The 24,670-nt window shown below is 42.6% G+C and carries 21 protein-coding genes and 1 riboswitch; of the genes, 20 read left to right on the top strand and 1 reads right to left on the bottom strand.

Annotated features, from left to right (window positions below):
• Positions 1-76: 76 nt before the first annotated feature.
• From MKY54_RS08850 to MKY54_RS08925, 16 genes are all read left to right on the top strand, one after another.
• Complete coding sequence (locus MKY54_RS08850; RefSeq protein WP_339190236.1) at positions 77-877, top strand: hypothetical protein; 801 nt, start codon at positions 77-79, stop codon at positions 875-877.
• A gap of 29 nt (positions 878-906) precedes the next feature.
• Positions 907-1,101 carry a hypothetical protein gene (locus MKY54_RS08855; protein ID WP_076281079.1) on the top strand — a complete coding sequence of 65 codons (195 nt, stop codon included), beginning with the start codon at positions 907-909 and terminating at the stop codon, positions 1,099-1,101.
• 17 nt (positions 1,102-1,118) lie between these two features.
• Positions 1,119-1,601: a hypothetical protein gene (locus MKY54_RS08860; protein WP_339190238.1), complete on the top strand. Its 483-nt coding sequence runs from the start codon at positions 1,119-1,121 to the stop codon at positions 1,599-1,601.
• A gap of 14 nt (positions 1,602-1,615) precedes the next feature.
• The gene (locus tag MKY54_RS08865; protein ID WP_076281078.1) at positions 1,616-2,113 is read left to right on the top strand and encodes a hypothetical protein; all 498 of its coding nucleotides are present in this window, start codon (positions 1,616-1,618) and stop codon (positions 2,111-2,113) included.
• A gap of 17 nt (positions 2,114-2,130) precedes the next feature.
• Complete coding sequence (locus MKY54_RS08870) at positions 2,131-2,361, top strand: EsaB/YukD family protein (RefSeq protein ID WP_175623546.1); 231 nt, start codon at positions 2,131-2,133, stop codon at positions 2,359-2,361.
• A 14-nt stretch (positions 2,362-2,375) separates the two neighbouring features.
• Complete coding sequence (locus MKY54_RS08875) at positions 2,376-3,203, top strand: DUF5050 domain-containing protein (protein WP_339190240.1); 828 nt, start codon at positions 2,376-2,378, stop codon at positions 3,201-3,203.
• Between the two features lie 5 nt (positions 3,204-3,208).
• Positions 3,209-7,093 carry a type VII secretion protein EssC gene (gene essC, locus MKY54_RS08880; protein WP_339190242.1) on the top strand — a complete coding sequence of 1,295 codons (3,885 nt, stop codon included), beginning with the start codon at positions 3,209-3,211 and terminating at the stop codon, positions 7,091-7,093.
• 16 nt (positions 7,094-7,109) lie between these two features.
• Positions 7,110-7,457 carry a WXG100 family type VII secretion target gene (locus tag MKY54_RS08885; RefSeq protein ID WP_076281074.1) on the top strand — a complete coding sequence of 116 codons (348 nt, stop codon included), beginning with the start codon at positions 7,110-7,112 and terminating at the stop codon, positions 7,455-7,457.
• A 46-nt stretch (positions 7,458-7,503) separates the two neighbouring features.
• Positions 7,504-7,803 (top strand): WXG100 family type VII secretion target, encoded by a 300-nt coding sequence (locus MKY54_RS08890; RefSeq protein ID WP_036684485.1) that lies wholly within the window; start codon positions 7,504-7,506, stop codon positions 7,801-7,803.
• Between the two features lie 85 nt (positions 7,804-7,888).
• On the top strand, positions 7,889-9,028 hold the full coding sequence (locus MKY54_RS08895) for an Mbeg1-like protein (RefSeq protein ID WP_339190243.1): 1,140 nt from the start codon (positions 7,889-7,891) through the stop codon (positions 9,026-9,028).
• Positions 9,029-9,068: 40 nt separating this feature from the next.
• Positions 9,069-9,899, top strand: a complete 831-nt coding sequence (locus tag MKY54_RS08900; RefSeq protein WP_076281072.1) for a hypothetical protein — start codon at positions 9,069-9,071, stop codon at positions 9,897-9,899.
• Positions 9,899-11,815 (top strand): Mbeg1-like protein, encoded by a 1,917-nt coding sequence (locus MKY54_RS08905; protein WP_339190245.1) that lies wholly within the window; start codon positions 9,899-9,901, stop codon positions 11,813-11,815. The genes MKY54_RS08900 and MKY54_RS08905 overlap by 1 nt, the downstream gene beginning before the upstream one ends.
• A 43-nt stretch (positions 11,816-11,858) precedes the next feature.
• Positions 11,859-12,722: a copper amine oxidase N-terminal domain-containing protein gene (locus tag MKY54_RS08910; RefSeq protein ID WP_339172584.1), complete on the top strand. Its 864-nt coding sequence runs from the start codon at positions 11,859-11,861 to the stop codon at positions 12,720-12,722.
• 13 nt (positions 12,723-12,735) lie between these two features.
• The gene (locus MKY54_RS08915; RefSeq protein ID WP_339190246.1) at positions 12,736-15,462 is read left to right on the top strand and encodes a hypothetical protein; all 2,727 of its coding nucleotides are present in this window, start codon (positions 12,736-12,738) and stop codon (positions 15,460-15,462) included.
• A 167-nt stretch (positions 15,463-15,629) separates the two neighbouring features.
• Complete coding sequence (locus MKY54_RS08920) at positions 15,630-16,511, top strand: ROK family protein (protein WP_051491338.1); 882 nt, start codon at positions 15,630-15,632, stop codon at positions 16,509-16,511.
• 210 nt (positions 16,512-16,721) lie between these two features.
• Complete coding sequence (locus MKY54_RS08925) at positions 16,722-17,738, top strand: HRDC domain-containing protein (RefSeq protein ID WP_076184684.1); 1,017 nt, start codon at positions 16,722-16,724, stop codon at positions 17,736-17,738.
• An 86-nt stretch (positions 17,739-17,824) separates the two neighbouring features.
• Here the strand turns inward: MKY54_RS08925 and corA are convergent, their stop codons facing one another.
• Entirely contained in the window at positions 17,825-18,760 is a 936-nt protein-coding gene (gene corA / locus MKY54_RS08930) for a magnesium/cobalt transporter CorA (RefSeq protein ID WP_036684479.1), read from the bottom strand.
• Positions 18,761-19,157: 397 nt separating this feature from the next.
• Positions 19,158-19,287, top strand: a riboswitch (SAM riboswitch).
• A 115-nt stretch (positions 19,288-19,402) separates the two neighbouring features.
• On the opposite strand from corA, the gene metA reads away from it, so the two are divergent.
• The 4 genes from metA to MKY54_RS08950 all read left to right on the top strand — a co-directional run bounded on the left by metA (position 19,403) and on the right by MKY54_RS08950 (position 24,663).
• Entirely contained in the window at positions 19,403-20,323 is a 921-nt protein-coding gene (metA, locus tag MKY54_RS08935) for a homoserine O-succinyltransferase (RefSeq protein WP_076126410.1), read from the top strand.
• A 36-nt stretch (positions 20,324-20,359) separates the two neighbouring features.
• Positions 20,360-21,532, top strand: coding sequence for a PLP-dependent transferase (locus MKY54_RS08940; RefSeq protein ID WP_076126412.1), 1,173 nt, complete (start codon positions 20,360-20,362; stop codon positions 21,530-21,532).
• Between the two features lie 626 nt (positions 21,533-22,158).
• A complete protein-coding gene (mqnC, locus tag MKY54_RS08945) occupies positions 22,159-23,295 on the top strand; it encodes a cyclic dehypoxanthinyl futalosine synthase (RefSeq protein WP_076126414.1) in 1,137 nt (378 codons plus the stop codon).
• Positions 23,296-23,820: 525 nt separating this feature from the next.
• A complete protein-coding gene (locus MKY54_RS08950) occupies positions 23,821-24,663 on the top strand; it encodes an SPFH domain-containing protein (RefSeq protein WP_036684473.1) in 843 nt (280 codons plus the stop codon).
• Positions 24,664-24,670: the final 7 nt, after the last annotated feature.

Below are 24,670 nucleotides of genomic sequence, written 5' to 3' on the forward strand. Positions count from 1 at the left end.
ATTCCTAGTTAAGCTGATAGCCATGCTCTCCATCCTTTATTTGATCAAGATATTGTTATACCCCTTCTTTAAACCTGTGAGCAGAAAACAAAAAAAACGTGCACGTCAATATATCAAGCAGCGTAAAAATGCGGCGTTAAAAGAGAAGTTCAACCAATATAAACGAAGAATTGCAATGAAATATGTTAAAGGGTTATTGGGAAGTGCTGAAAGGTTAAGATTCAAGAAAATCATTGACCGACTTGATCTACAAAAGACTCCAGAGGAAATACGGACCGAGCAATTCATGTACTCGCTAAGTGCTATTGTGATTATGTTGTTGCTATGGAAGGTGAACATCCTGCTTGGCTGTATCTCTGCCATCTTCATCATGCTGGGCTGGCTCTATCCGGTGGTTGAGTTGGAGAAGATTATCGATAAGAAGAACAAAAATATATCCCTGGATTTCCCAGCCTTTTATAGTATGGTCTATTACCAGTATATAAAGTCGGTCAACATACATTTCTCGGATGTGCTTAAGGATTACATTCCCAGTGCAAATCCTGATATAGCCGAGGAGCTTGGTGTGATGCTGGATAATATTGATTACGGAGAAGAATTCGCTTTTAAGCAGCTGAAGAAACGGATTCCAATGCATTATGTGATCAAGTTCTGCGACATTATGGAGACTAGGCTTAAAGGATACGATAATGTGTCTCAGATGGCATATCTCAAGAATGAATTAGATGGCTTCAGAATCAGGGCTTTGGAAGAAGAACTGGAGAGCAGGCAGCGCAGCAGTGCAAGAATCCAATTTCTACTTATTATAGTGTTGGCCATTTATATCGTTATGTACTATTTATTTACCATTCTGAGTTCGATGAAGATGTTTCAATAAGCCAATTTTATTTATAGGGGGATACACGAATGAAGACAGATCTAAAGGAATTGCTAGTGGAGGAAAAAGGGGAAGTAGGCATCAAGCAAATCGCGATTACGGTCGGCGTTATTATATTAATTGGTGTGGTAGTCACTTATTTAAAGGGCGGAGTACTGGCAGGATGGGTTGATGATATCTGGACATTTTTATTCGATGATTTGATCAAAAAGATGGTTAGCTAATTTGGGGTGAAAATACAATGCAAGGGATAGCAAAGGCAGTATTACTTACAATACTGACTTCGGTTACGATTCTGCTGTTTGTGAATTTGGCTTTCTTTTTCCCATGGTATTTAACGCTAGTCACAGAGACGTATAGTGTTTCGCAGATTGTAGCTGGTGATAACTACTTGAAGGAATCGTATTATGAGGATGCTATGGAGAGATTACAGGAGCGCCCTATTTACCGAGATAAAGCCGGTGATATTGTCATTACGGTCACTAATGCAGATCATGATAATGCGATTGGTAATGATGATGAAACCTCATATTACGATGAAGGGAACGAATGGAATAAACCTTATCGGCAAAGAGGCGAACCACTTACGGTTGAGATTAAAGCTGTGTATCCTTTCTCTATCACTTTATGGGGAAAGAAGCTGGAGCGTGAAATTCCGGTCCACTTCTCCATGTCAACGACAGGCCTGAAACATTATAAGGATCTGGACTACTATATAGATTGATAGGATGACTTTTGGTGAAAAATATTGCAGTAGGAGTATTGTTGATTATTCTAGTGTCAATTGTTGTGGAGCCTTTGGTGGAGATGGGCATTGTTTTTAGAGAGAAGGTAGTGCTGAGCACTGCGATCTCAAATGCTTGCCGCGCAGCTAAGGATCGGAGTTTGGAGTATGAACTGCTACGTGGACTGGATGCGGTGATTAACGAGGAGAGGTTCAAAGAATACTTTTCAGATGCGTTCGAAAGCGCTCTAAATGTATCGGAACAGACCGATGATGGCAACGTGCTTACATTTACATCCAATGATGATAGATACAATGATTTTACGGTAAGTTTAGATTTTTCTAACATGGAGAATGCCCAAACCAGTCAAAGAGTATCAGAAGTTAATGTGAAAGCACAGGCAACATACAAATTTAAAACCAGATACTTAAAGCTCGCTGAAGAAGCAGACAAAGAAGTAGATTATCAGTTAATTAGCGAGAGGAAATATATTCTCTCCGTTAAGAATTGATGAAAGGAATAATCGGAATGGATTATATAATGGTTACTTTTCAAACGGATACAGCTCTAAGAATGGACTTAAAAGTTCCGGTGTTTGTGACTATAGAAGAACTGTTAGACATGTTAATGGAGTCCTTGAGCTTAAAGGAGAGAAGCGGGGCCAAGCTTCAGGCTGAGCCATTAGGCAGAATATTAAGTAATAGTAAAACCTTGGATCAAGAAGGTGTAGCCCAAGGCGCACTGCTCACACTTATCTGAGAAGGGGCAATGAAATGAATAGCAACCTGCAAAGTGGCGGATTAATCCTAAAGGCTGATGAATCTCTTTTTATTACGGATATTAAAAATTATTCAGGAACCTATTCTTTAGATAGAGCGAATGATCAAGCAGTGCCTATTCATTATGAGGGTTTGTTCTGGTTCATGAATGAGGCTGGAAATTTCCTTTATTACAGTGATCAGTTAAAGGGGAATGTGCTCTGTAAGCTTGATATTGTAAAGCAACATACAGAAGTATTGTTAGACAAACCTTGTTATCAGCTTCAGCGACATGAAGATTGGATCTACTATATTCACGAGGAGGACCATCGATTGTATCGCTGTGCTACTAGTGGTAAACGTGATATGAAGCTGATTGATGAGCATGTGGAGAGTTTTCTCTTGTATGAAGGACAAATCTACTATGCTACACCAAATGGGATTAAGAGGAGCATAGTATCCGGTGAGGCTAGTGAAAGGATTAGTGAAATGGTTACAAGTTTACTGATCCGAATAGGAAGTAAACTGTGTTTTCCAGATGCCGGGAATGGACACCGCTTGACGCTGCTTGATGTGGAGCGTGATACGTTAACTGTGGTAGACAATATAGATGCCCTTAGTATGAGCTCGGATGACAAATATATTTATTGTGCTAACCGATTAAATGACAACAGTATATATCGAGTGGATCCATTGCATGGAGGGAGTATTCGAATATCTGGGGAAAGCGCGGACTATTTACATGTTCTGGACAATGATCTTTATTTTTGCAGTGGTCGTGAATGGCATCGAATCTCTCTATTTGGTGGAGAGGCGGAGACAATAACCTTTATAGGAAGGTAGATCTAATGAGCTATGAATTCAGTCGTCAGCCCCGTTTCCTACCGGATATGCCCCGGGGAGAAATTGATGTTCCTAATCCACCTATGATTAACGAGAAACCAGAAATCTCTTGGTTCGGAATATTGCTTCCACCTATCGTAATGTTGATTATTACCGTATTAATCGCAATGACTTCACAGTCTATCTATTTACTGATCTCAGTTGCGACTACAGTAATGACACTGATTGGGTCATTGACAGGAGCAACTTCTCAGATTCGGAAATATAAGCTAAAGAAGAAGGAACGGGAAGAAAAATATCTTCAATTTATAACCGATGTCCGCAGCGAATTGTCGATAGCTCGCGAACAACAGGTAAAAGCCATGAATGAAATGAGCCCGGAACCTGCGGAATGTGTGCAACGAATCCTGCGCAGGGATAACAAGCTATGGGAAAAAACGCCTTCACATAATGATTTTCTGGCTCTGCGGATCGGGGTGGGAAGTGTACCGCTGGAACTGCACATCAAATACACCAAACAGGCGATCATCCTTGAAACGGACCCGCTGTTGATGGAGCCGCAGAGATTGGCCATGGAATTCGAGAAGGTCTCGAATGTTCCCATAACGGTTAATCTGGTGACTTCCGAAATATGCGGGATTGCCGGTGAAAGCGATAAAACAGCTGTACTAATAAAGCTGATGCTGCTACAGCTTGTGACTCATCATGGTTATGACGATGTCAGGGTTATTGTTCTTGCCGCAGAGGATGAATTGGAGAAATGGGATTGGCTGAAATTTGTACCCCACCTATGGGATGACGGGTTTAATATCAGATTTCTTTTATGTGGTAAAGCCATTGCCCATCAGACCTTGTCCGAGATTTATGGCTCTTTGAAGGAACGGGAGATGAGGTCTTTGAGCGGTGGTGTATTGCCCCATTATCTCTTTATTGTAGAGGACGCTTCCTTGCTTGAGAATGAGCTAATCAGTAAATATTTGTACAACGGCAGTGTAAAGCTTGGAGTATCAACCCTTTTTATCGCCAAGAATTCCGCTTATCTGCCCATGAACTGTAAAACCGTTATTCATTTAAACGGAAAAAGTGGTGAAATGGCCAATCGATTAACCGGAGAGAAGATCGTGTTTACTCCAGACCAGGCAGACATAAATGATTTAGATCTAGTCGCGAGAAAGCTCGCACCGCTTCGTATTAAAAATTCAAGTGCTAGTTTCTCGCTTCCATCCTCCATCACGCTGATGGAAATGCTACAGAACGAAAAGGTGTCTGAAGTAAATGTAATTCTGAACTGGACCCGCAACAAAACCTATATGGGCATGAGCGTACCTATAGGGGTGAGAGCTGGCGGAGAAGCTTTATTTTTAGATATGCATGAGACGGGGTTTGGGCCCCATGGTCTTGTAGCCGGAACAACAGGTTCTGGCAAAAGTGAGTTACTGCAAAGTATCATCGTATCCCAAGCCATTCATTACCATCCCCATGATATTGCTTTTGTTCTCATCGATTACAAAGGGGGAGGCATGGCAGATGTATTTAAAGGAATGCCTCATTTGGTCGGTACCATTACGAATTTGGATGGAAATCAAACGACGAGAGCACTATTGTCTATCAAAAGTGAGCTCATGCGGCGGCAACGTGTCTTCTCGGAATATGGCGTGAACAATATTGATAAATACCAGAAATTATTTTATAGCAAAGATGTAAAAGGTGACATGCCAGCTATTCCCCATCTGATTATGATTGCGGATGAGTTCGCGGAGCTTAAGCAGGATCAACCGGATTTCATGAAAGAGCTTGTAAGTACGGCCCGGGTAGGTCGAAGCCTTGGCGTCCATTTGATCCTTGCCACCCAGAAGCCTGCCGGCGTAGTGGATGACCAGATATGGAGTAACTCGAAATTTAAAATATGTCTTAAAGTGCAGGATGAGGCTGACAGTAGGGATGTTATTAAACGTCCTGATGCGGCCATGATTAAGGAACCGGGACGGGCGTATATACAGGTCGGAAATGATGAGATCTTTGAGTTGTTCCAATCTGCGTATTCTGGTGCTGATTATGATCCGAAAGGCGAACTACAGAAACAGGAGAACAAGCCCAAACGAATCTATAAGGTAGCTCTGAATGGTAGAAGCGAGCAGATCTTTCCGCTTGAAGAAGAGAAAATCTCCAAAAATGAGTCCGCTTCCCAGCTCCATGCCATGGTTGAATACATTACAGAAACCGCCAAGCAATATGGGATTTCTCCAATGAAGGGGCCTTGGCTACCGCCACTGCTTGATGTAGTCTACCTCGATTTATTGCTGCCGAATAGCTTAGCAGAAGGTAGATGGCCGCAGCAGCAGAAACTGCTCAGTGTGCCAGTGGGGCTCATGGATGATCCAAGAGGACAGAGACAGGAAGCGCTGGAGATAGATTTTGCATCTGAGGGGAATCTGTTTGTCTATGGAACGCCGGGTACAGGTAAAACTGTGTTCCTCAAAACGTTATGTTTATCGATGGCTCTGATGTATCCGCCGGATGACGTCAATATCTATATTATGGATTTTGGCGGAAGCTCACTTAAAGCTATGGAGAAGCTTCCTCATGTCGGTGGGGTAATGACACTGGAACAAGAAGATAAAATTGACCAATTTATGCGCTTTATGTTCAGGGTTATGGAGGATCGAAGAACGCTGTTTCAAAATAATGGAAGTGAAGGGTTCAATGATTACCGTAGAAGTGGACGAAAACTTCCCGCATTTATAGTCATAGTCGACAACTACTTTGCTTTATCGGAGACCTACGAAGATTTTGACGCTCAAATGGTGCTGCTGGCTCGTGAAGGTTTTAAATACGGTATTTATATGGTCGCTACAGCAACCAATAGTGCTTTGGTCAGATATAAATTTTCGGTTAACTTCAAAATGGCGATCAGCTTCCAGATGACTGAGAAGAGTGAATATGATGGTATTGTAGGACGAACGGAAGGCTTGGAACCCGCAAAGGTTGCAGGCAGAGGATTGGTAAGAGGCAAGCCGCCTTTGGAATTTCAGACTTCGCTTCCTGAATATCAACATTCCGCTACCGAGCTCATCTTGAAGAGAATGGAGGCTTTGAATCTAAGTGGAGCCGCACCAATTCCGGTGATGCCTTCTACGATTGATCTGCGGCAGCTCAATAATAATACAGAGCAACTGGCCATAGGCTTGGGCAATAATGATTTACAGCCTGTGTTTATAGACCTTGTTGCAACACCAGTGCTGATGATAGCTGGAGAGGCTATGTCAGGAAAGAGCACTTTACTTGTATCGTGGATGAAGCTGATGAGCGAAAAGCAGGATATAGAGGTATATGCGCTGGATTCATCTGCTATGGGCATTTATGAACTGATACAACAGTCTTACGTAACGGATTTATCGAACGTGGATGATTTGGACAATTTCATTGATGGGATCAAAGAACAATTGGAAACTAGACGCAGTGAGCTTCTCTCATGCAGAATGTCCGGTGGTGACGTTGGCGCTCTGATGAAACAGTGGAAGCAGATCATCTTCGTTATTGATCGTCTAAGTGAATTTACGAGCGGAGACAAGTACATGCTGCATGAGCTGATTGAACGAATTGTGAAGCAAGAACGCGGTATGAAGGTAGCTGTTCTAGCGGCAGATAACACAAGTGATCTTACCTCTAATTGGGATTCCTTGGGCAAGACTATCCGAGAAGAACAGACCGGGATTTTGCTAGGAAGAATGAAAGAACAAAATCTTTACAATGTTTCTTTACCTTACGGAACCCAGGAGAAAGAAGGGGAGCAAGGTGATGGCTATCTCATTGTAAAGAATAAATATACCGGATTAAGATGTGCCGTATGGAGTAAGGAGAATCGAGTTAATGCGGGAGTAGGAGTTTAGGATGGAGGTGTAGCTAGTGTCAGTTAGTCCATCAGAAATCAGGGGAAACGCTTCACAGATCCATAGTCTAACTAATGAAGTAAACAGTACTTCAAAAAAACTGCAAAGCGATTATACACAATCGGCCAGCTATTGGACCGGTACGGCTTCTAAGGCATTTCAAAGTGAATACAACGAGCTGGATAGCGAAATGAAGACCCTGCTCACAATGCTGGGTAGGCTCGAAAGTGGGGTCCAAAGAGTGGCTTCAGAAGTGATCCGTGCTGAACAGGAAAGAGAAGAAAAGCGAAGACTAGCAGAGAAGGCGGCGCAAGAGGCACTGAAACAAAAGCAATTAGAAAAACAAAAGCAAAGCCAGAAGTAATGACAGGGTTGTTGAGATATAAATGCTTTGAAAGGAGGTGAATAATGTGGCGGGAAACAATCTTACATTTAATCCGGATCAGGCACTAGGTGTAGCTAAGTCTATTAAAACCAAAGCAAATAATGCAGATACTCTTATCAAACAATTGCAATCTGAAATTCATGCCGTTAGCGGTTGGTGGCAAGGAGAATCACAAACAGCTTTTATACAACAATTCGATGGACTTATGCCTAGTTTTAAGGAAATGGTTCTCTGTGTAGAGAATATCAGTAAGAACCTAACGCAAATTGCTAACATCAAGCAACAAGCCGAGCAAGAAATGGCAAGTAAACTGCGTGGAAAATAATGCTGGCATACATAACAAGGCAGATTTTGAGCCATCTGCCTTGTTAGTATGATTTTAATGTGAATTTATTTGGGGGGATCTGTAAGTGAAGCTGACCGAACAACAATACATAACACTGGCATCAGTTGTAGAAGCAGCAGACGGTCTCGAACTGACGGATAGTCTGGCTTTTGCTGGTGCAGCAGCCTATGCCTATAGAGATGAGCATGATGATAGATTAATTATCTTTACATATAAAGGAAAAGATTGGCTTGCGGATCTGCAGTCTCTGTTAAGCGGTCAGAGCAGCATGCCGGAGGAAGCATCAAGATTTTTATTAAAAAACAAAGGGGAGAAGGATTGCCAGGTTACTGGTTATTCCATGGGCGGTGCCTTAGCTCTTTATGCAGCAACGGTTAATGAGGGGATTGGTGGTGTGGTATTCGATGCACCAGGTATAGCAAACATTCTGACTGTGGAGCAAAAGGGAAAGCTTCAGGTTAAAAATATTGTGGCTTATAACAGTCTTGTATCCGCGTTAGGCAAACACAACGAAGAGATTGTATTTGCTAAATCGGGTATAGAAGAAACGGAATTTCTAATTCCTGATTCGCTTTGGCAGCGCTATACCTTTGACGCTGAGGGGAATGTGATTATAGGTGAAAAAGGGAATGCCTATGCTTTGCTATCTAAGATTAATATCCTAACGGAAGAGCATACGCCTGTTTTTGATGCTGTTATGAGTGGATTTGGGGATACCGTCGGACTAACAGAAGCTGCATCGGACCATTTGGGTTACGTGATATTTACCTTAATAGATCAGTTGGATGTAGGAAAAGTGCGAGGTGCACTGATTGAAATTGCCCACAAATATGAACGAATGTTGGATGCGAAGTTCAGCGAGTGGAGAACCGAAATGAATAATATTCCGGAATCCTTCTTATTCGATGACATCTCTGCGAAATTTGAACAACTATCTGAAGCAGCCATGCTAGAGGCAGCGGGAATAGCAGAAGAGCTTAATGAAATCACGCAAGCTGTCTTATCCATCCTACTGATTTGCAGTCCGGTAGGGGATAAGCTGATGGACCATGTAGAGGAATGGTTGAATAAACTGACAAATGCCCTCATGGAACGTATGGAGAAACTAACGAACCAAATGACATTACATCTAGATAAGGTGGTTGAAACAACCATGAATCAAATGCTCAAATTTCCAGAATTGAAGCTGGATTTTGAATTCTGATTACTAACTGGAATCGCCATCAAAAAGGAGTGAAGCCAGCATGAAAAAGATTTATACAAGGAAGGTGTTGACTCTGATGTTGATATTATCAATGTTCAGCTTTATGGGATGTGGCTCTAGAGAGGAGAAAAGTGAAAAGAAAATTTTGAGCTCCTTGCAGGAAAAGTATGGCGAGGAATTCATCCTTGATGGCATAGGCGGCGGTTGGGGAACGATGAACAACAATACATTGAAGGCGACTGTGCATCCTAAGAAGGATGACACGATTAATGTACGGGTGGAAATCACGAAGGATTTGGAAAAGGTGTATGACAACTATTTAAACCAGGTGGTAGCAAAAAAAGACGAACCAATGATTCAAGCAATCGCTGCTAGCATTTGGCCTGACAGTAAAATTATCGTTGCCAACGAAACGGGGTTGGTTTACCCCAAACATAACGATACAAAGCTTTCCTACGAGCAATTTCTGAAGTTATATCCAACGAATACGCTGGTGATTTCAGTCTATTTAAATAGTGATAACTATGTTGATGGTAATGGAGATATGGACCAAGAGGCAGAAATGAGAAAATATATGGATTTTGCAAAAATACTAGCAGAAAATAAATATGTGAGTAGTCTGATAGGGATAGGATACCTCACTCCAGAGGCCTATGGTCGATTAGAAGAGGTCAAAAAGGCAGAGGAAAGTGTTGACATATATTTTAGTGACGAAACTAAAAAAACAGGAATTATTAATATAGTTACAATGGCTGGATTCAAATTAGGAGTTGATGGAAAGATTGTAGAATCTCAAGACAAGATTAGAGAATTCTTTGATATATGGAAAGAGGACAGAATAAAAAGAATGGAACAAAGAGGGGGATTGTAATGGACGATACGCTTACAGAGGTAGAGTTAAAGCAGATCTCGCAACTTGTTTATTTAGATATACTCAACATTAAGGATTTGGAAAAAACTTATGCATTATATAAAAAAATCACTCTCGGCGAAGTTCTCAACTTCTACGCTTCTCCCGCAGGTCAGCAACAATTAAAAGAACGCTTTCCTGACGATCTTAACGGAGTCAAAGAATACAAGCAGTGGAATGATCTCATAGAGCAGATGAATATATCTGATTATCAGAATTGGGAAATCTCCAATATCGTCTCTCATAATAAAAAAGAGGAATCAGGTTTTGTTGCATTTACAGTAGATACCAAGAACGGGGCAAAGGTAGCGGCGTTCCGGGGTAGTGAACCAATGGATAACCCGCTTTACCATAATGACTGGAAAAACAACGGAACAACTGCATATGCCCTTGAATCTTTACAACAGGCGGAAGCTAAAGAATATATGAATAATTTCAAAATAGATGCGGGTTATGAATTGTTTCTGACTGGGCACTCGCTAGGAGGTAATCTAGCCCTATATTCCTCTTTTATATTACCTGAGAATTTACGGAACCAACTAACTTCCGCATCAACGTTTAATGCACCGGGATTTAATGGAACCTTGCTTGATAAACACAGGGCCACTATAGACGAATTGAATGAGAATGACAAAATTAAAGAGTTCAGAAATAAAAATGACATCGTTCCGGCCCTATTTCAAAACCCATCGGCAGGTATTTACATTGATACTGAATCTGAAAGGAATACCGTCCTGCCACATCATTCCTTATTCTCACTGAAGATCGACGGGAACAATGAGTCCTTTCAACGTTCAGAGTCACAGACTCGGGCTTTGGTTCCTAACCTAGTGCATAATATTACAGTTGGTCTGGAAATTGTGCCGGGCCCCTTAAAGGAAGCATTGGTCGAAGGGGTTTTCAAAGTATTGGATGGGGAAGTAGATCTGCGGCCATTAGCGTTTGCGGGAGTAGCCGTAGTTGGACTTTTAATGGTGACAGTTGGGCCCGTTGCAGTTGTTACTGCGGCGCTTACTGCAGCGTTAGCTGCGCTCGTTGTCACTATAAAAGCTCTGGTTGCGCTTTATGTGATTGGTTTTGTAATTGACAGTGTGATTCCCTGGATTGAGCAAAGGGTGGAGGATATCAAGGAGAGAGTAGTTTCCTTTTATAATCAAAGTGTTGAATTTGTAACGAATATGGTGACAGAAGCTGTCCGAGTGACTAATTTGATCGGTGATAAAATTGCGGAATTTTCACAAAAGGTAAAGCACGCAGTTTCTGATTTTATGACGAAAATGAAAGAGGGCTTCAATCGTTTTGTAGAGAATGCCATTCAATATGTTGAAGCTCAGAAGGAATATTGGATTAGTGTAAAAGACAAAGCGATGAAGAAAATGGGGGATATATTCCAAAGTGTAAAATCTAAAATTAAGAAAACAAAGGAAGAATTTATCGCTGGCGCACGCACGATTAAAGATTCAGCGATCAGCAATGTTAAATCGACCGTAACGAAAACCATTACGAAGATTGCAGTTGCATCTGCTAGTGTCATTCAAGGAGCTAAGATCTTGGCGAATATGGATAAACTGGAGAGTCTGCAGAAAAGTCTGGTGCGTAAGGAAGAGAGCATTGCTGAAGTCGTCGAGAGGATATTATCTATAGCTTCTGGAGTAAGTTCTAACGTGGGCAGGGCTTACAGTGAATCTTATGTTCAAGCTCAATTAAGAGAAGTTCAACGTTTAAGCAATGAAGTCCGGACGCAGAAAAATCGTGTAACAACAGCGATAAACGGAAAAACTGCAGGTTTAAGATACACTGTTACAAAATACCGAGAGATTGAATCTAAAATTGTTGCTGCTGCCCGTGCAAGTACTACCACAATACACCTGAACTAATTATATCAGTAAATAGAAAGATAAATTTGAGAGGAGCAATTATATGAAAAAAATAATTAGTTCGCTGCTTTTATTACTAATGGTATCCCTGATGACTTCTGCATTTTCAGGTTTTGCAGCAAGTCTTCCATTGAGAGTGGTAGTAAATGGAGAAAAAGTTATTTTTCCAGACGCCCAGCCTTTTATCGATGCGCAGCAAAGGGTACAGCTACCCGTGCGTTTTATAAGTGAAGCGCTTGGAGCTAAGGTGTTATGGGACAGTAAGGCTAAAAAGGCAACAATCTCGCTTGAAGGCAAAACAATGGGTGTCTATATCGGGAAAAAGAGTTATGAGCTCAATGGAAAAACAAAACAAATGGACACGGCTGCATTGTTCAAACAGTCAAGAACTTTTGTCCCACTTCGATTTGTATATGAAGGACTCGGTGTAAACGTGAAATGGGATGATGCTGTGAAGACGGTCTACATCACTACTCCCTCAGGTGAAATAGCTACCTCTGATAAGCCTGCTACGGGAGAATCAACGAATGGAGCCAAGACGGTAACGATTCATGGGTTTGAAATCCCGTATACCCATCTGGGGGCCAATCTAGAGTCGACTTATATTACCGATTCACAGCTGACAGTATACAACAATGATGATCGGAAAGCAGGTCAGTATCTTTTTCAAATTACAATTACATTTACTAATATAGGCTCTGACCCTGCACTGGAGGCGAAGGAAGCGGAGAATATTCTTAGACAAAACATTGAGGGCGATGTCGTAGATTCGATTATGAAGTATGTTAGAACAAAAACAAAAAGAATGGATGAGCTAGATTATAAAGTCTTCCAAAGCAAAGATTATAAAATTGATGTAGACTCTCCTGGTATGGGGGATATAGGAATCGCAGTATGGCCGAAGTAGGAGAGGTGAAGGTATGAAAAAATCGATATGGCTTAGTATAGTGACAATATTCTTATTCCAATCTATAGCTTCTTCAGTTTTCTCTGAAGAGTCAGTGAATGATACTTCTAACAATCTTCCAAAAACAGCGACAGCTGTTATCGAGAAGATCAATAAAGATATGGCGGAGCTCTATAAAAAATCTAATTATTACACAATGGAGACTAATAAAGGAAAGTTAAGAGAGGATTTGTTACAAAACCAGATAAAATCTAACAATAGTAATTTTGAGATTGTCTATGGTGGAAATCATGAATGGCTTGAGCATAGCAATATGTTTGCTTTTTCCGGGTATTCGATTGATGGGGACTCGGTCTCAACTGAGGGAGCTCCATGGTATGCTGGATGGAGCGGGATTCAAATTCAGAATTTTAATATGATTAAGGAACCTTGGAAGGACTCTGGCGTAAAATCAAGCTACAAAATTAGAAAAAATGATTTTGATGCATTTGTAGGTAGGGATATTGAGTATCTAGTGAATTCCGGCGGGACTTTTGAGCAGGCTATTCTTACTGGACTAAACCTGAGCTATGCCGGTAAGAAATATGAACGGTTCATCTATAACAATCAAGACAAGGAGTATAAAGACAGGGTTGTATACACTCAGAATACTACACCGTCTAAGGGAGGGCGATGGATAGATTATGTTCACGTCCTGCAACCGCCTACCTATCTGTCTTGGGGATCAGGGAGGATTTACATCCAAGGTTCCAACGGAAATATTACTTACTTAGGCATTCCTATCGCACCGTTTATTTTGCAGGTAAATGATTTATCCCCTCATTTCGAAACTTTGCCAACCGGCGCGGTAGCTGGACAAGAGGTAACCGTTGGAATCAGAATCAGATCCAGCTTCGCCACCCAGAAAACAACAGATTACGCTTGGAAGATCACGAGTAACGGAAAGGAAATCCCTGTAAGATACCATGGTCATGCGTCAACGTTAGCAGGTGAAATTATGCTTGCGGCTAATACGGCTAACAATATTCTTTTCGCGACATTTACAATGCCTGATGAGGACGTATACATCCAGTTTAATCTGAACAGGCTGAAGTCACCTAATGAAGTCTTTTACGGAAATAATGAGATTTACGGATGGATTAAGAAGGTCAACTCGATGCCAACAACTAAAGGCTCCTTCGATCTGGATTATAATGTGTTATCGAAAAAAGTGAAATTCGGGTTAGCCGATGGCGCTGCTATAAAGGCTGTTCTACAACCGCAATATTCTGATTTTACTTGGAGTGGGAATGCTACAGGCGCTTTGGAAGTAATCAATAATTCGGATACTATCTATCGTTATTTCCGTGTGGAGAATAATCCGCTGGTTAACGATGCCGCCAGTACTATAGTTAGACAACCTGACATCATAGCTAGTCTACAGCGCCCTGATTTTGGTGATGATCCTGTAAACGGTAAGTGGTACATTAATCCGGCTCCGTATACACCTAATCAAAAGTCAGGTAATATCAGTTTCCAGGGTACTGTGAGCAGAAATTTCACTCGTAATTATCAGGTGTGCAGCACAACAAAGAACGGGGAAGGTAAAGATGTTGAATCTTGTCAAACATATACGGAGAGCGGCAGCACTTCAGCTCCGTTTACACCAGGTGAGGATGTCAAAACCATTCGGACTTATATTTATAATGGGGCCAAACAAATAGCACCTAAGCTGTACAAGAATTCAATAGACAAGAATAAAGCGGATTCTTTGATTCGAAAGCTCTTCTGGACAAGTGAGCCTTACAATTATAATGTAATCCGCTGGATGGCTCATGAAGATGAGAATAAGAACTTACAGGATTGGACGAAAGTAAAGGGGCAATTCGAGCGAATCTTCACACAACAGGCAAGCGGAGATATCGGCTGGAAGGTAGAGAATAGCATGGCTCAAGCTTATAAGAAAGCCAGAGCTACCGCTAAAAAGATGCTTAACGACAAATCTAATTATGATACCGCCGTGTTTGCTACGGATAAGCAACTTCAAGGGTATGATTATCCGATTAAATCCGGATATTATTTTAATCCTGTTGGAACGTATACCTTTACACTGGAGACAGTTACGTTTAAAGATACGGATAAAGACACGAAGGACCATAAGGATCTTGTTGAGGAACTTACGAATTCTTTCCGATATGAAACTGATCTTATGTATATCAATAATGATAAAGTTGCGGTCAATCTGCGGAATGAACCACTGAGCAAAAACGGGAATAACTTTGCAAGAAAGCCAGCAGCTTTATCCGTAGAGGATAACACCGGAGTGAATGATGCGAAGTTGCTGACGGTGGAGAACAGCTTTACTAAAGATGTGGAAGAGATCCCATATTCACAAGAAAGAGAAAGTGATAAAGGCACCCATGAATTCTGGAAGAATATATTAGAGGGTTACTCACAGTCTAGTACACTGGGAAGCTTCAACAATTTCAAATACCGTGAATATGTGGGCTTGAATCAGAATATATACAAGATCACGGAAAAGTCTACGGTGACGATTACGATTAATAAGGACCATATTCCTGTCTATACTACAGCTGAAATGCCAGATGGGAAGTACTATGTTAAGGCTTGGCTGGCAGATGTGGAGCTCTCCAAGAGTACCAACGCGTACAAATCACTGGGCAAGCTTGTCGGCATTAAGCCGCTGGATCAAATTGAGGTTACGGTAAAAGGCTCTATGTTTGATGACTTAAATAATTAAACATCAATAGTCTCCCTTCATGCAAAAAAGCATGAAGGGAGTTTTATTATTGTGATAGCGCTTCATCCAACGTATAATAAGGGCTGTTGATTGTTTTATTTTATATTAATTTTTATTTTCAAACTGGATGGCGGATTATTGCTTAATGGAGAAGGGAGATAGTTGCTATGAAGTTATTGGGAGCGATTGAAGCAGGCGGAACGAAGTTTGTATGCGGAATTGGTTATGAGGACGGTACCATTCTGGACCGAGTTAGCTTTCCGACAACAACACCGGAAGAAACGATGGGACTCGTAATTGACTATTTTAATGGGAAGAATGTAGAAGCTTTTGGTATTGGATCGTTTGGACCGATTGATCCCGTGCTGGACAGCCCTACTTATGGTTACATAACAACGACACCAAAACCTCACTGGGGACAATATAATTTGGTAGGTACAATGGCTGAGCAATTTAACGTGCCGATAGGTTTTGATACGGATGTGAATGGTGCAGCGCTTGCGGAAAGTAAATGGGGGGCGGCTAAAGGTCTGGACAGCTGCCTTTATATTACGGTTGGGACAGGCATTGGAGCGGGAGCAGTAGTTGGAGGTCAGATGGTGCATGGATTGTCTCATCCTGAGATGGGACATATTCTAGTTCGCAGACATCCAGAGGACACGTTTGAGGGCTACTGCCCTTATCATGGCGATTGCCTTGAAGGGTTAGCCGCAGGTCCGGGGATTGGCAAACGCTGGGGACAACCAGCAGGCGAGCTACCTGTTGACCATCCAGCTTGGGATATGGAAGCTCATTATCTTGCACATGCACTTATGAATTACGTGTTGATTCTGTCTCCCGAAAAAATCGTAATGGGCGGTGGTGTCATGAAGCAAAGCCACTTGTTCCCGCTAATTCGTACCAAGCTGCAGGAGCTGCTGAAGGGTTATGTTCAGCATCCAGCGCTAAATACCGACATCGATAATTATGTTGTGCCACCGCAGCTTGGAGATAATGCAGGACTTGCAGGTGCGATTGGACTGGCAACTTTAGCTTTGGCAAGAAACTAGTATAAAAAGATATTGACTGTTAGGAAATATATGGTATTGTAGGATCTAACAGTATAGCATTTAATGAGGGAGCACCTCTTTCACGTTTATCGTGAGAGTGGTGCTTTTTTGCGTTTTCCGAGTCTGACAGTGTGGCATTCACATCAGCGAATAAGTAGCTCAGACCGGTAGGTATAGTGCTTGCTGAAGACTAGAAAGGCAGGGATGAATATGCAAATTGTATTTATGAATCGCTTATCCAGAATATCTGGGGTGGATCAAGAGGTGTTCGCTCAGCTATGGATTGGAGAGGAAGAAGGAGTGTGGAGTCTGGGCTGGCGTGATTTTTCAGGCGGTGAGGAAACACAGGAGCATTTGTGGTACGCGGGTGGTTCATGGAATGAAATGCTTTGTGTTTACAGGCATGAGCTGGCGGTGAAGATGGGGGATGGCTATCGGCCGTTGATTGATGGCGTATTTCATGAAGAAGACGGCCTTACCGGGCGTAATCAGGAGCAGCTAAGGCTGCAATATTACAGTGAATATAATGGGAACGAAGCTATTTATGAGGAGTTATGTGCTTGGCGCCGCAGCCGAGCTTCTAGTGAACGGAAAGCCCCTTACATTCTTGCCAGCAATCGTTTGTTACGTTTGATAAGCACTTTCTTGCCGCATACACCAGAGGAGCTGCTGCAGATCCCTGGTGTAGGGGAAGGAAAGGCAGCCCAATATGGCACGGATTGGTTGGCTATAACCTCTACGGCTGCAAGGGAACATTCCTTTCCTTTGAATTGGGTACACCAAGAAATTGAGGAGGATTCTTTTGTATCCTGGCTCTATAAACAGAAAGAGGTCAAATATAAGAAACAGCTAGAAAGACTGCGATTACGGCGAATTCTGCTGCAAGGGATCGAGAATGGGTTAGGGTTAGAACAGCTTAAGGTGAACAGTGGAGTGAACCGTCGCGAACTGATTGAAGCGGTAGAGGAGCTGGAAAGAGAAGGTTATTGCGTGGAGAAACTGATCGAGGTAGAACTGAAAAATGTGCCGCAGAATGAGCAGGAGGCGATATGGAATGCCTATGCAGAGGTAGGAGATCTTTTTCTAAAGCCAGTGCTGCATAAGGTGTATGGGGAGGATTTTTCAGCAGCAGAAGGGCTGGATAGCTATTATGAACGTCTGCGGCTGATCCGCATTCGTTTCCGGCGGGAGCAAGCCACTAAAGTGGGCATGGCGACCAGTTTCTAGTAGCTTTTTATCATATCAAAAAGACGAAGGCTTCCTTACACCATAGGGTTAAAGGGCCTTCGTCTTGCCTATTCGTCCGTTTATTTTCATAGCCATTCTTTCTTGCGGAATACATACAGCATCCCACAGCCTAACGTCAACATTAGACCTATAACGGCAAAATAACCGTATTTCGTATGCAATTCCGGCATATGATCAAAGTTCATCCCATAGATTCCGGTAATTACGGTCAAAGGCATGAATATCGTTGTAATCGCGGTAAATACTCTCATAATTTCATTGGCGCGGTTGGCGATACTGGATTGGTAGGCCTCACGTAAGTTGCCCATGAGATCGCGGTACGTCTCAAAGGTTTCGGATATTTTAACTGCATTTTCATAAATGTCGCTAAAGTATTTCTGCAGCTGATCATCAATCAGACGGAGATCTTTTTTATTCAGGGTATTGATAACCTCTTTCTGTGGTCCCAGCATCTTCTTTAACCATAAGATCTCACTTCGCAGACCGATAATCTCACTCAGATGAGATTTCTTGGTATGCATTAGAATATCCTCTTCAAGCTTCTCAATCCGGGCTTCAATTCGGTCACCTACGGAGAAATAATTATCTACGACAAGGTCGATAAGCAGGTAAAGGAATTGGTCGGGTTCGCTAACCTCTTGTTCCCATAACATGGGCTTCAGGACGCGTAGCTCGTGAATCTTTTGTTTCGTTACAGTAATAATATAATGTCTGCCCAAGAATATATTGAGCGCCCGCAGGAAGATTTCCTCATCATCAAAGCGGATGCTGTTTACAACAATAAAGTAATGACTTTCGTATATTTCGATCTTTGGACGTTGATCCTCTTCACTAAGGCAATCCTCAACAGCGAGATCATGCAGGTTGAACAGGGGCTGAAGCAGCTCCAAATCCTCCACATCTGCATCAATCCAATAGAACCCTTCTGTTGGGGGTGTCAATGTTTCATCAATTTCATCAATAGGTGTAAAAACCCCTGCATTCACCAGCCGGATTTTCATCTGATTCCACTCCTTCTATCCCCGGGTCTTCACCAGGGACTGCTAATTAAGCACAGAGAAAAAATCAGCTTGGCCGGCGTTACAATCAATAAAAGAGGCCGAATGACGATTCGAGGGCATGAAGAAGAACTGCTCCCGCCGCCGGCAAGCTGATGATTATCCTGTGTGGTTGCTCATTCTGTACACTTAATTGCGAGCTCGGGTCGCCTTCCATTCTTCTTCTCACCTCTTCTTTTCGTTCAGGTATGAAATACTTGTCTAGTATAACAACGGAGTATGCCTCTTTCAAGCAAATTTATTGTTACTTTGAGGCTACTTCAGCATTGTATGGACTTGACGAAAAGGAGGTTCATGATTTAAAGTAAATTTTAAAGAAGTTTAAACTGAATACAGCTAAATCTTATCAAGAGCAGGTGGAGGGACTAGCCCTATGAAACCCGGCAACCGGCGTGTGAACGCACGGTGCTAATTCTTGCGGAACTTTGCTGACGACTAACCCTCGTCCAAAAGTTTCTGGCAGATGAGAGAGGCGCATATGACTGTAGATATGACCTTTCTCGTTTTCCGAGAAAGGTCTTTTTATTGTCCAGAAAGCCGCGATGTGACAACATAACCTAAATACAGTTAAGGAGTGGAAAGACAATGCCAATTAAAATTCCCGACAGTTTACCAGCAAAAGAAATACTATCCGGTGAAAATATTTTTGTGATGGATGATAGTTTGGCTTTCCATCAGGATATCCGTCCACTAAGGATTGCTATTCTGAATCTCATGCCGACTAAAGAAACGACGGAGACTCAATTGCTGCGTTTAATAGGAAATTCACCGCTACAGGTTGACGTTACCTTGCTGCATCCACGCTCACATACTTCTAAGAATACTTCTGCTGAGCATTTGAGAAGCTTTTACAAAACTTTTGACGAGATCAGCCACCGCCGTTTGGATGGTCTTATTGTTACAGGAGCACCCGTAGAGCAAATGGAGTTTGAGGAAGTATCCTATTGGGAAGAGCTAAAAGAGATTTTTGAATGGAGCAAGGATAATGTGACCTCGACCATGCATATCTGTTGGGCGGCGCAGGCAGGGTTGTATCATCATTTTGGTGTTCGTAAAGTAGCTTTGCCTGAAAAATGTTTTGGAGTATTCTCCCATACGATTAATCAAAATAACATTAAATTGCTGCGCGGCTTTGACGAGGTATTCCATGTACCGCATTCCCGTCATACCGATGTCTCCCGCGAAGATATTGAGAGCAATCCAGATCTGCAGATTCTGGCGGAATCCGAAGAAGCTGGTATGTATCTAGTAGCTACGACCGACGGCAAACAAATATTTGTGACCGGACATTCCGAATACGATCCATTATCCTTGAAATGGGAATATGATCGTGATTTGGAGAGGGGCATGGAGATGGCCTTGCCGAAACACTATTTCCCTAAAGATGATCCAGAACGAACACCTCCTGCAGTGTGGCGTGCACATGCCAACTTATTATTCTCTAATTGGCTCAATTACTATGTATATCAAGAGACACCTTACGATATCGACCCGATTGTTTATTAAGATCAGCGCTACATTACAATTTAGGAGGCATTTATCATGGACGACAAACTTAGGATTGAAAGTAGACTGGCACAAATAGGTTCACAAGAAGATCCGGCTACCGGAGCCATTAATTTTCCTATCTATAATGCTACGGCATTCCGTCACCCGAAGCTTGGGCAGAGCACAGGTTTCGATTATAGCCGTACCAAAAGTCCAACCCGTTCCGTACTAGAGAATGCGGCTGCGGAATTGGAGTCTGGTGATGCAGGTTTTGCCTGTAGTTCTGGGATGGCAGCTATTCAAACCATATTTACCCTGTTTGGGCAAGGCGATCACTTGATCGTTTCGCTGGATCTTTACGGCGGGACCTATCGTTTGTTGGAACGAATTATGTCCAAGTTTGGAATCACTGCTTCCTATGTAGATACGAATGATTTGGATGCGCTTGAGGCTTCACGCCTTCCAAATACGAAGGCGATATTTATTGAAACGCCAACGAATCCTTTGATGATGGTTACGGATATTGCAGCAGTAGCTACTTGGGCCCGTCATCATGGGCTGCTCACAATTGTAGACAATACACTGCTGACTCCATTTTTCCAGCGTCCTCTGGAATTAGGTGCAGACATTGTAGTCCATAGTGCTACCAAATATTTGGGCGGACACAATGATGTACTTGCTGGTCTTATTGTATCTAAAGGGGCTGAATTATCCGCTGAAATAGCGATTCTACATAACTCTATTGGCGCTGTGCTTGGGCCAACAGACAGTTATCAGCTGATGAGAGGCATGAAGACACTGGCCCTGCGTATGGAACGGCACGAGAGCAATGCGCTAGCAATTGCCCGCTATCTACAAGGGCATCCGGCGATTGCGGAAGTGTTCCATCCAGGTCTGCCGGATCATCCGGGATATGAAATCCAGAATCGCCAGTCCTCGGGCAATACCGGAATTTTTTCTTTCAAATTAAAAGATGCCAGATACGTAGAACCTCTGCTTCGTCATATCCGGCTTATTGCCTTCGCGGAGAGCCTCGGCGGGGTTGAATCGCTAATGACCTATCCTGCAGTACAGACGCATGCGGATATTCCTGTGGAAATTCGGAATGCGGTGGGTGTAGATGATCGATTGCTGCGCTTCTCGGTCGGCATTGAACATGCGGAGGATCTAATTGCTGATCTTGGTCAAGCTTTAGAGGCTGCGCGTGCGGAAATCGAAACGAAGTAAAAGTAACGGCAACCCAGATCGGCACCGAATGCTGGGAAATATCGAGGAGCTATCTCACCGTTGATTTAGAGCTGGTGTTGGACGCAGGATGAAATAGAGCTGTCTCATAAGCCGGGAATTGGCTGCTGGGATAGCTCTTCTTTTTGGACTTTTTGCTATTGGACACAGCTGACCTTAGACACAGCATTATTACACATTTGGAATGTTAACGGACTCCACAGCAGCTATTGCGCTAAAAACCAGCCTTCATGAGTCTCTTGTCAAGGAATAGCGTCGCTGGAGTCCAGAACTATGCTCCAAAGGCTAAATACTAACTAATAACGTCATCTGTGTCCGGCAGCCTCCAGGAATTTTGATTCACCGGGTGCAGGCAGCAATGTAAGGACTCTTTCTGCTGGATGGTATCTTGCTAAGAAAGTAAAAAGTTTTTCAAGCTGTTCAGATTGTGATACGATGAGGAAATGAACTGTTCATTTATTAAAATATAAGGTATAAGTTACATACTGTACTTTATCCTTATGTTACTACGAGAAACGGTTGTTATCTCTAAAGGACGACAACGTTATTTTTCTTGTGATTTTGTGAATCTACCATATCCCTAAGGGTTTAAAAGGAGGATGCGAACGATGAGTGCGATAGATCTTATTTTGGATAAAGCCCTGCGGGGTGACCGTCTCCAATTGGAAGATACCATCCGACTATTCGAGAGCAACGAAATTGAGAAAATGGGTGCTGCTGCAAACACTATTATGGAACGCTGGCATCCGGACCCGTTAGCCACATTTGTAATTGGCCGTAATATTAACTATACGAATGTATGTGATGTGTACTGCCGCTTTTGCGCTTTTTACCGCAGACCAGGCTCGGATGAAGGCTATGTGCTGCCAGATGAAACGATTTATCAAAAAATTGCTGAAACGATTGCTGTTAATGGTACAGAAATTCTTATGCAAGGTGGAACTAATCCTAACCTTCCATTTAGCTACTATACAGATATACTGCGCGGAATTAAGCAACGTTTCCCTGAGATTACAATGCACTCCTTCTCTCCTGCGGAGATTATGAAGATGAAAGAAGTATCAGGATTACCACTGGAACAAGTGGTTCGTGAAATTCATGCTGCGGGTCTGGATTCCTTGCCAGGCGGAGGCGCAGAAATTCTTGATGACCGTACACGCCGCAAAATCAGCCGGCTAAAAGGCTCGTGGCGCGAGTGGATGGATGTAATGCAGACAGCACATAAAGTGGGTATGAATACAACAGCTACAATGGTGATTGGGCTTGGAGAAAGTATGGAAGAACGAGCTTTGCACTTACTACGTGTACGTGAGGCTCAGGATGAGTGTATTGCCAACAAATATGATTCTGAAGGTTTCTTGGCCTTTATCTCATGGACATTCCAGCCGGACAATACCAACCTGAAGCTGGACAGACAAACGCCTGAGGAATATCTGAAGACGGTAGCGATCAGCCGCCTTGTGTTGGATAATATTAAGAACTTCCAATCTTCTTGGGTCACTATGGGGCCAGAGGTCGGCAAGCTCTCCTTGCAATATGGCTGCAACGATTTCGGCAGCACAATGATTGAAGAGAACGTAGTATCTTCTGCGGGTGCGACTTACAAGGTAAACATCGAGTCGATTACTCAGCTGATTCGCGAAGCAGGCAAAGTTCCAGCACAGCGGAATACACGTTATGATATTCTGCGGGTGTTCGATGATCCTAATGCGAAGATTGATAATGATTTTGTAATGCAGAACTAATATATATTAATTATTAATCAACGCTTGATGCTTGTTAATCCTTAAGTGGATTACTGAGCATCAAGCGTTTTTTTGTAAGGTTAGGATTACGATCATTAGCAAGCCTTATTGCAGAACACATCTGAATCTTCGCTTGTTATATCATCCGCTAGGCGTACGGACCCAGTGGACCTTAATTGCAAATTCAGCGCTTCTTGAGTCGGGGACCCCAGCGACGCTATTCCTTGAAAAGAGCCTCATATAGGCTGGTTTTTAGTGCAATAGCGTCTGTGGGGTCCGATAGCATAGGGAAAATCGGAAAATGTGGCATATAAGAGCATCAGTGTCCGATAGAGCAGATGTATACGAACACTATGAACTAATGTTAACTACACAAACTAAGGTTGGTGTGGAGTACGCCTTTTAACGAAGTTTTATATAAATGTGAGCATAAAATTATTTTTTTATTTCTTTTTACCCATTCACATTATTATCCAAAAGTGATATCATAATCATATCAAAAGAATATCTAGTGGGGGTGCTTCTATGAAAGAGAAAACGCTTCGTCCTGTCAGTGGATTTTGGGTTCTCGCCTTAATTGCAGTTTGTTTAGCTGGGGGAATTTATGGTGCGGTTCAAGAGTATGTCGCAGTGCCAGTCATTCTGTTCGTTGTAGCTGGGGTATTATGTACAAGTGTTACGGTTGTGCAGCCCAATAAGTCGGTTGTAGTTACCTTTTTCGGGCAATATGTAGGGACTATCGTGACAAGTGGCTTGTTTGCAGTCATTCCGTTCAGTTTGCGCAAGACGGTTTCCCTCCGCGTACGTAACTTTAACAGTGTCAAGCTGAAGGTTAATGATGTGGAAGGTAATCCGATTGAAATTGCTGCAGTTATCGTATTTAAGGTAATTAACTCTGCAAAAGCGCTTTTTGATGTAGATAAATATATGGCGTTTGTGGAAATTCAAAGTGAAACAGCGCTGCGTCATGTGGCCAGTAAATACCCGTATGATAACTTCAATGAATCGGGCATGTCCCTGCGGGCCAATGCAGATGAGATTGCTAAAGAATTGGCAACCGAGCTGCAAGAACGTTTGTCGATATCTGGTGTAGAGGTCATTGAAGCGCGGCTCACACACTTGGCTTATTCCACAGAGATTGCCAGTACAATGTTGCAACGTCAGCAAGCATCTGCAATTCTGTCCGCTCGTCAAATCATTGTTGAAGGCGCCGTGGGCATGGTCGATATGGCGATTAAACAGCTTAAAGAGAGTGGCGTGGTTGAGCTTGATGAGGAACGCAAAGCGGCGATGATTAATAATCTGATGGTTGCGATCGTGTCGGAGCGCGGAGCGAGTCCGGTCATTAACGCCGGCTCGTTGTACTAAGGCGGTG

This window comes from Paenibacillus sp. FSL P2-0121 (assembly GCF_037975345.1).
Taxonomy (GTDB): domain Bacteria; phylum Bacillota; class Bacilli; order Paenibacillales; family Paenibacillaceae; genus Paenibacillus_AQ; species Paenibacillus_AQ odorifer.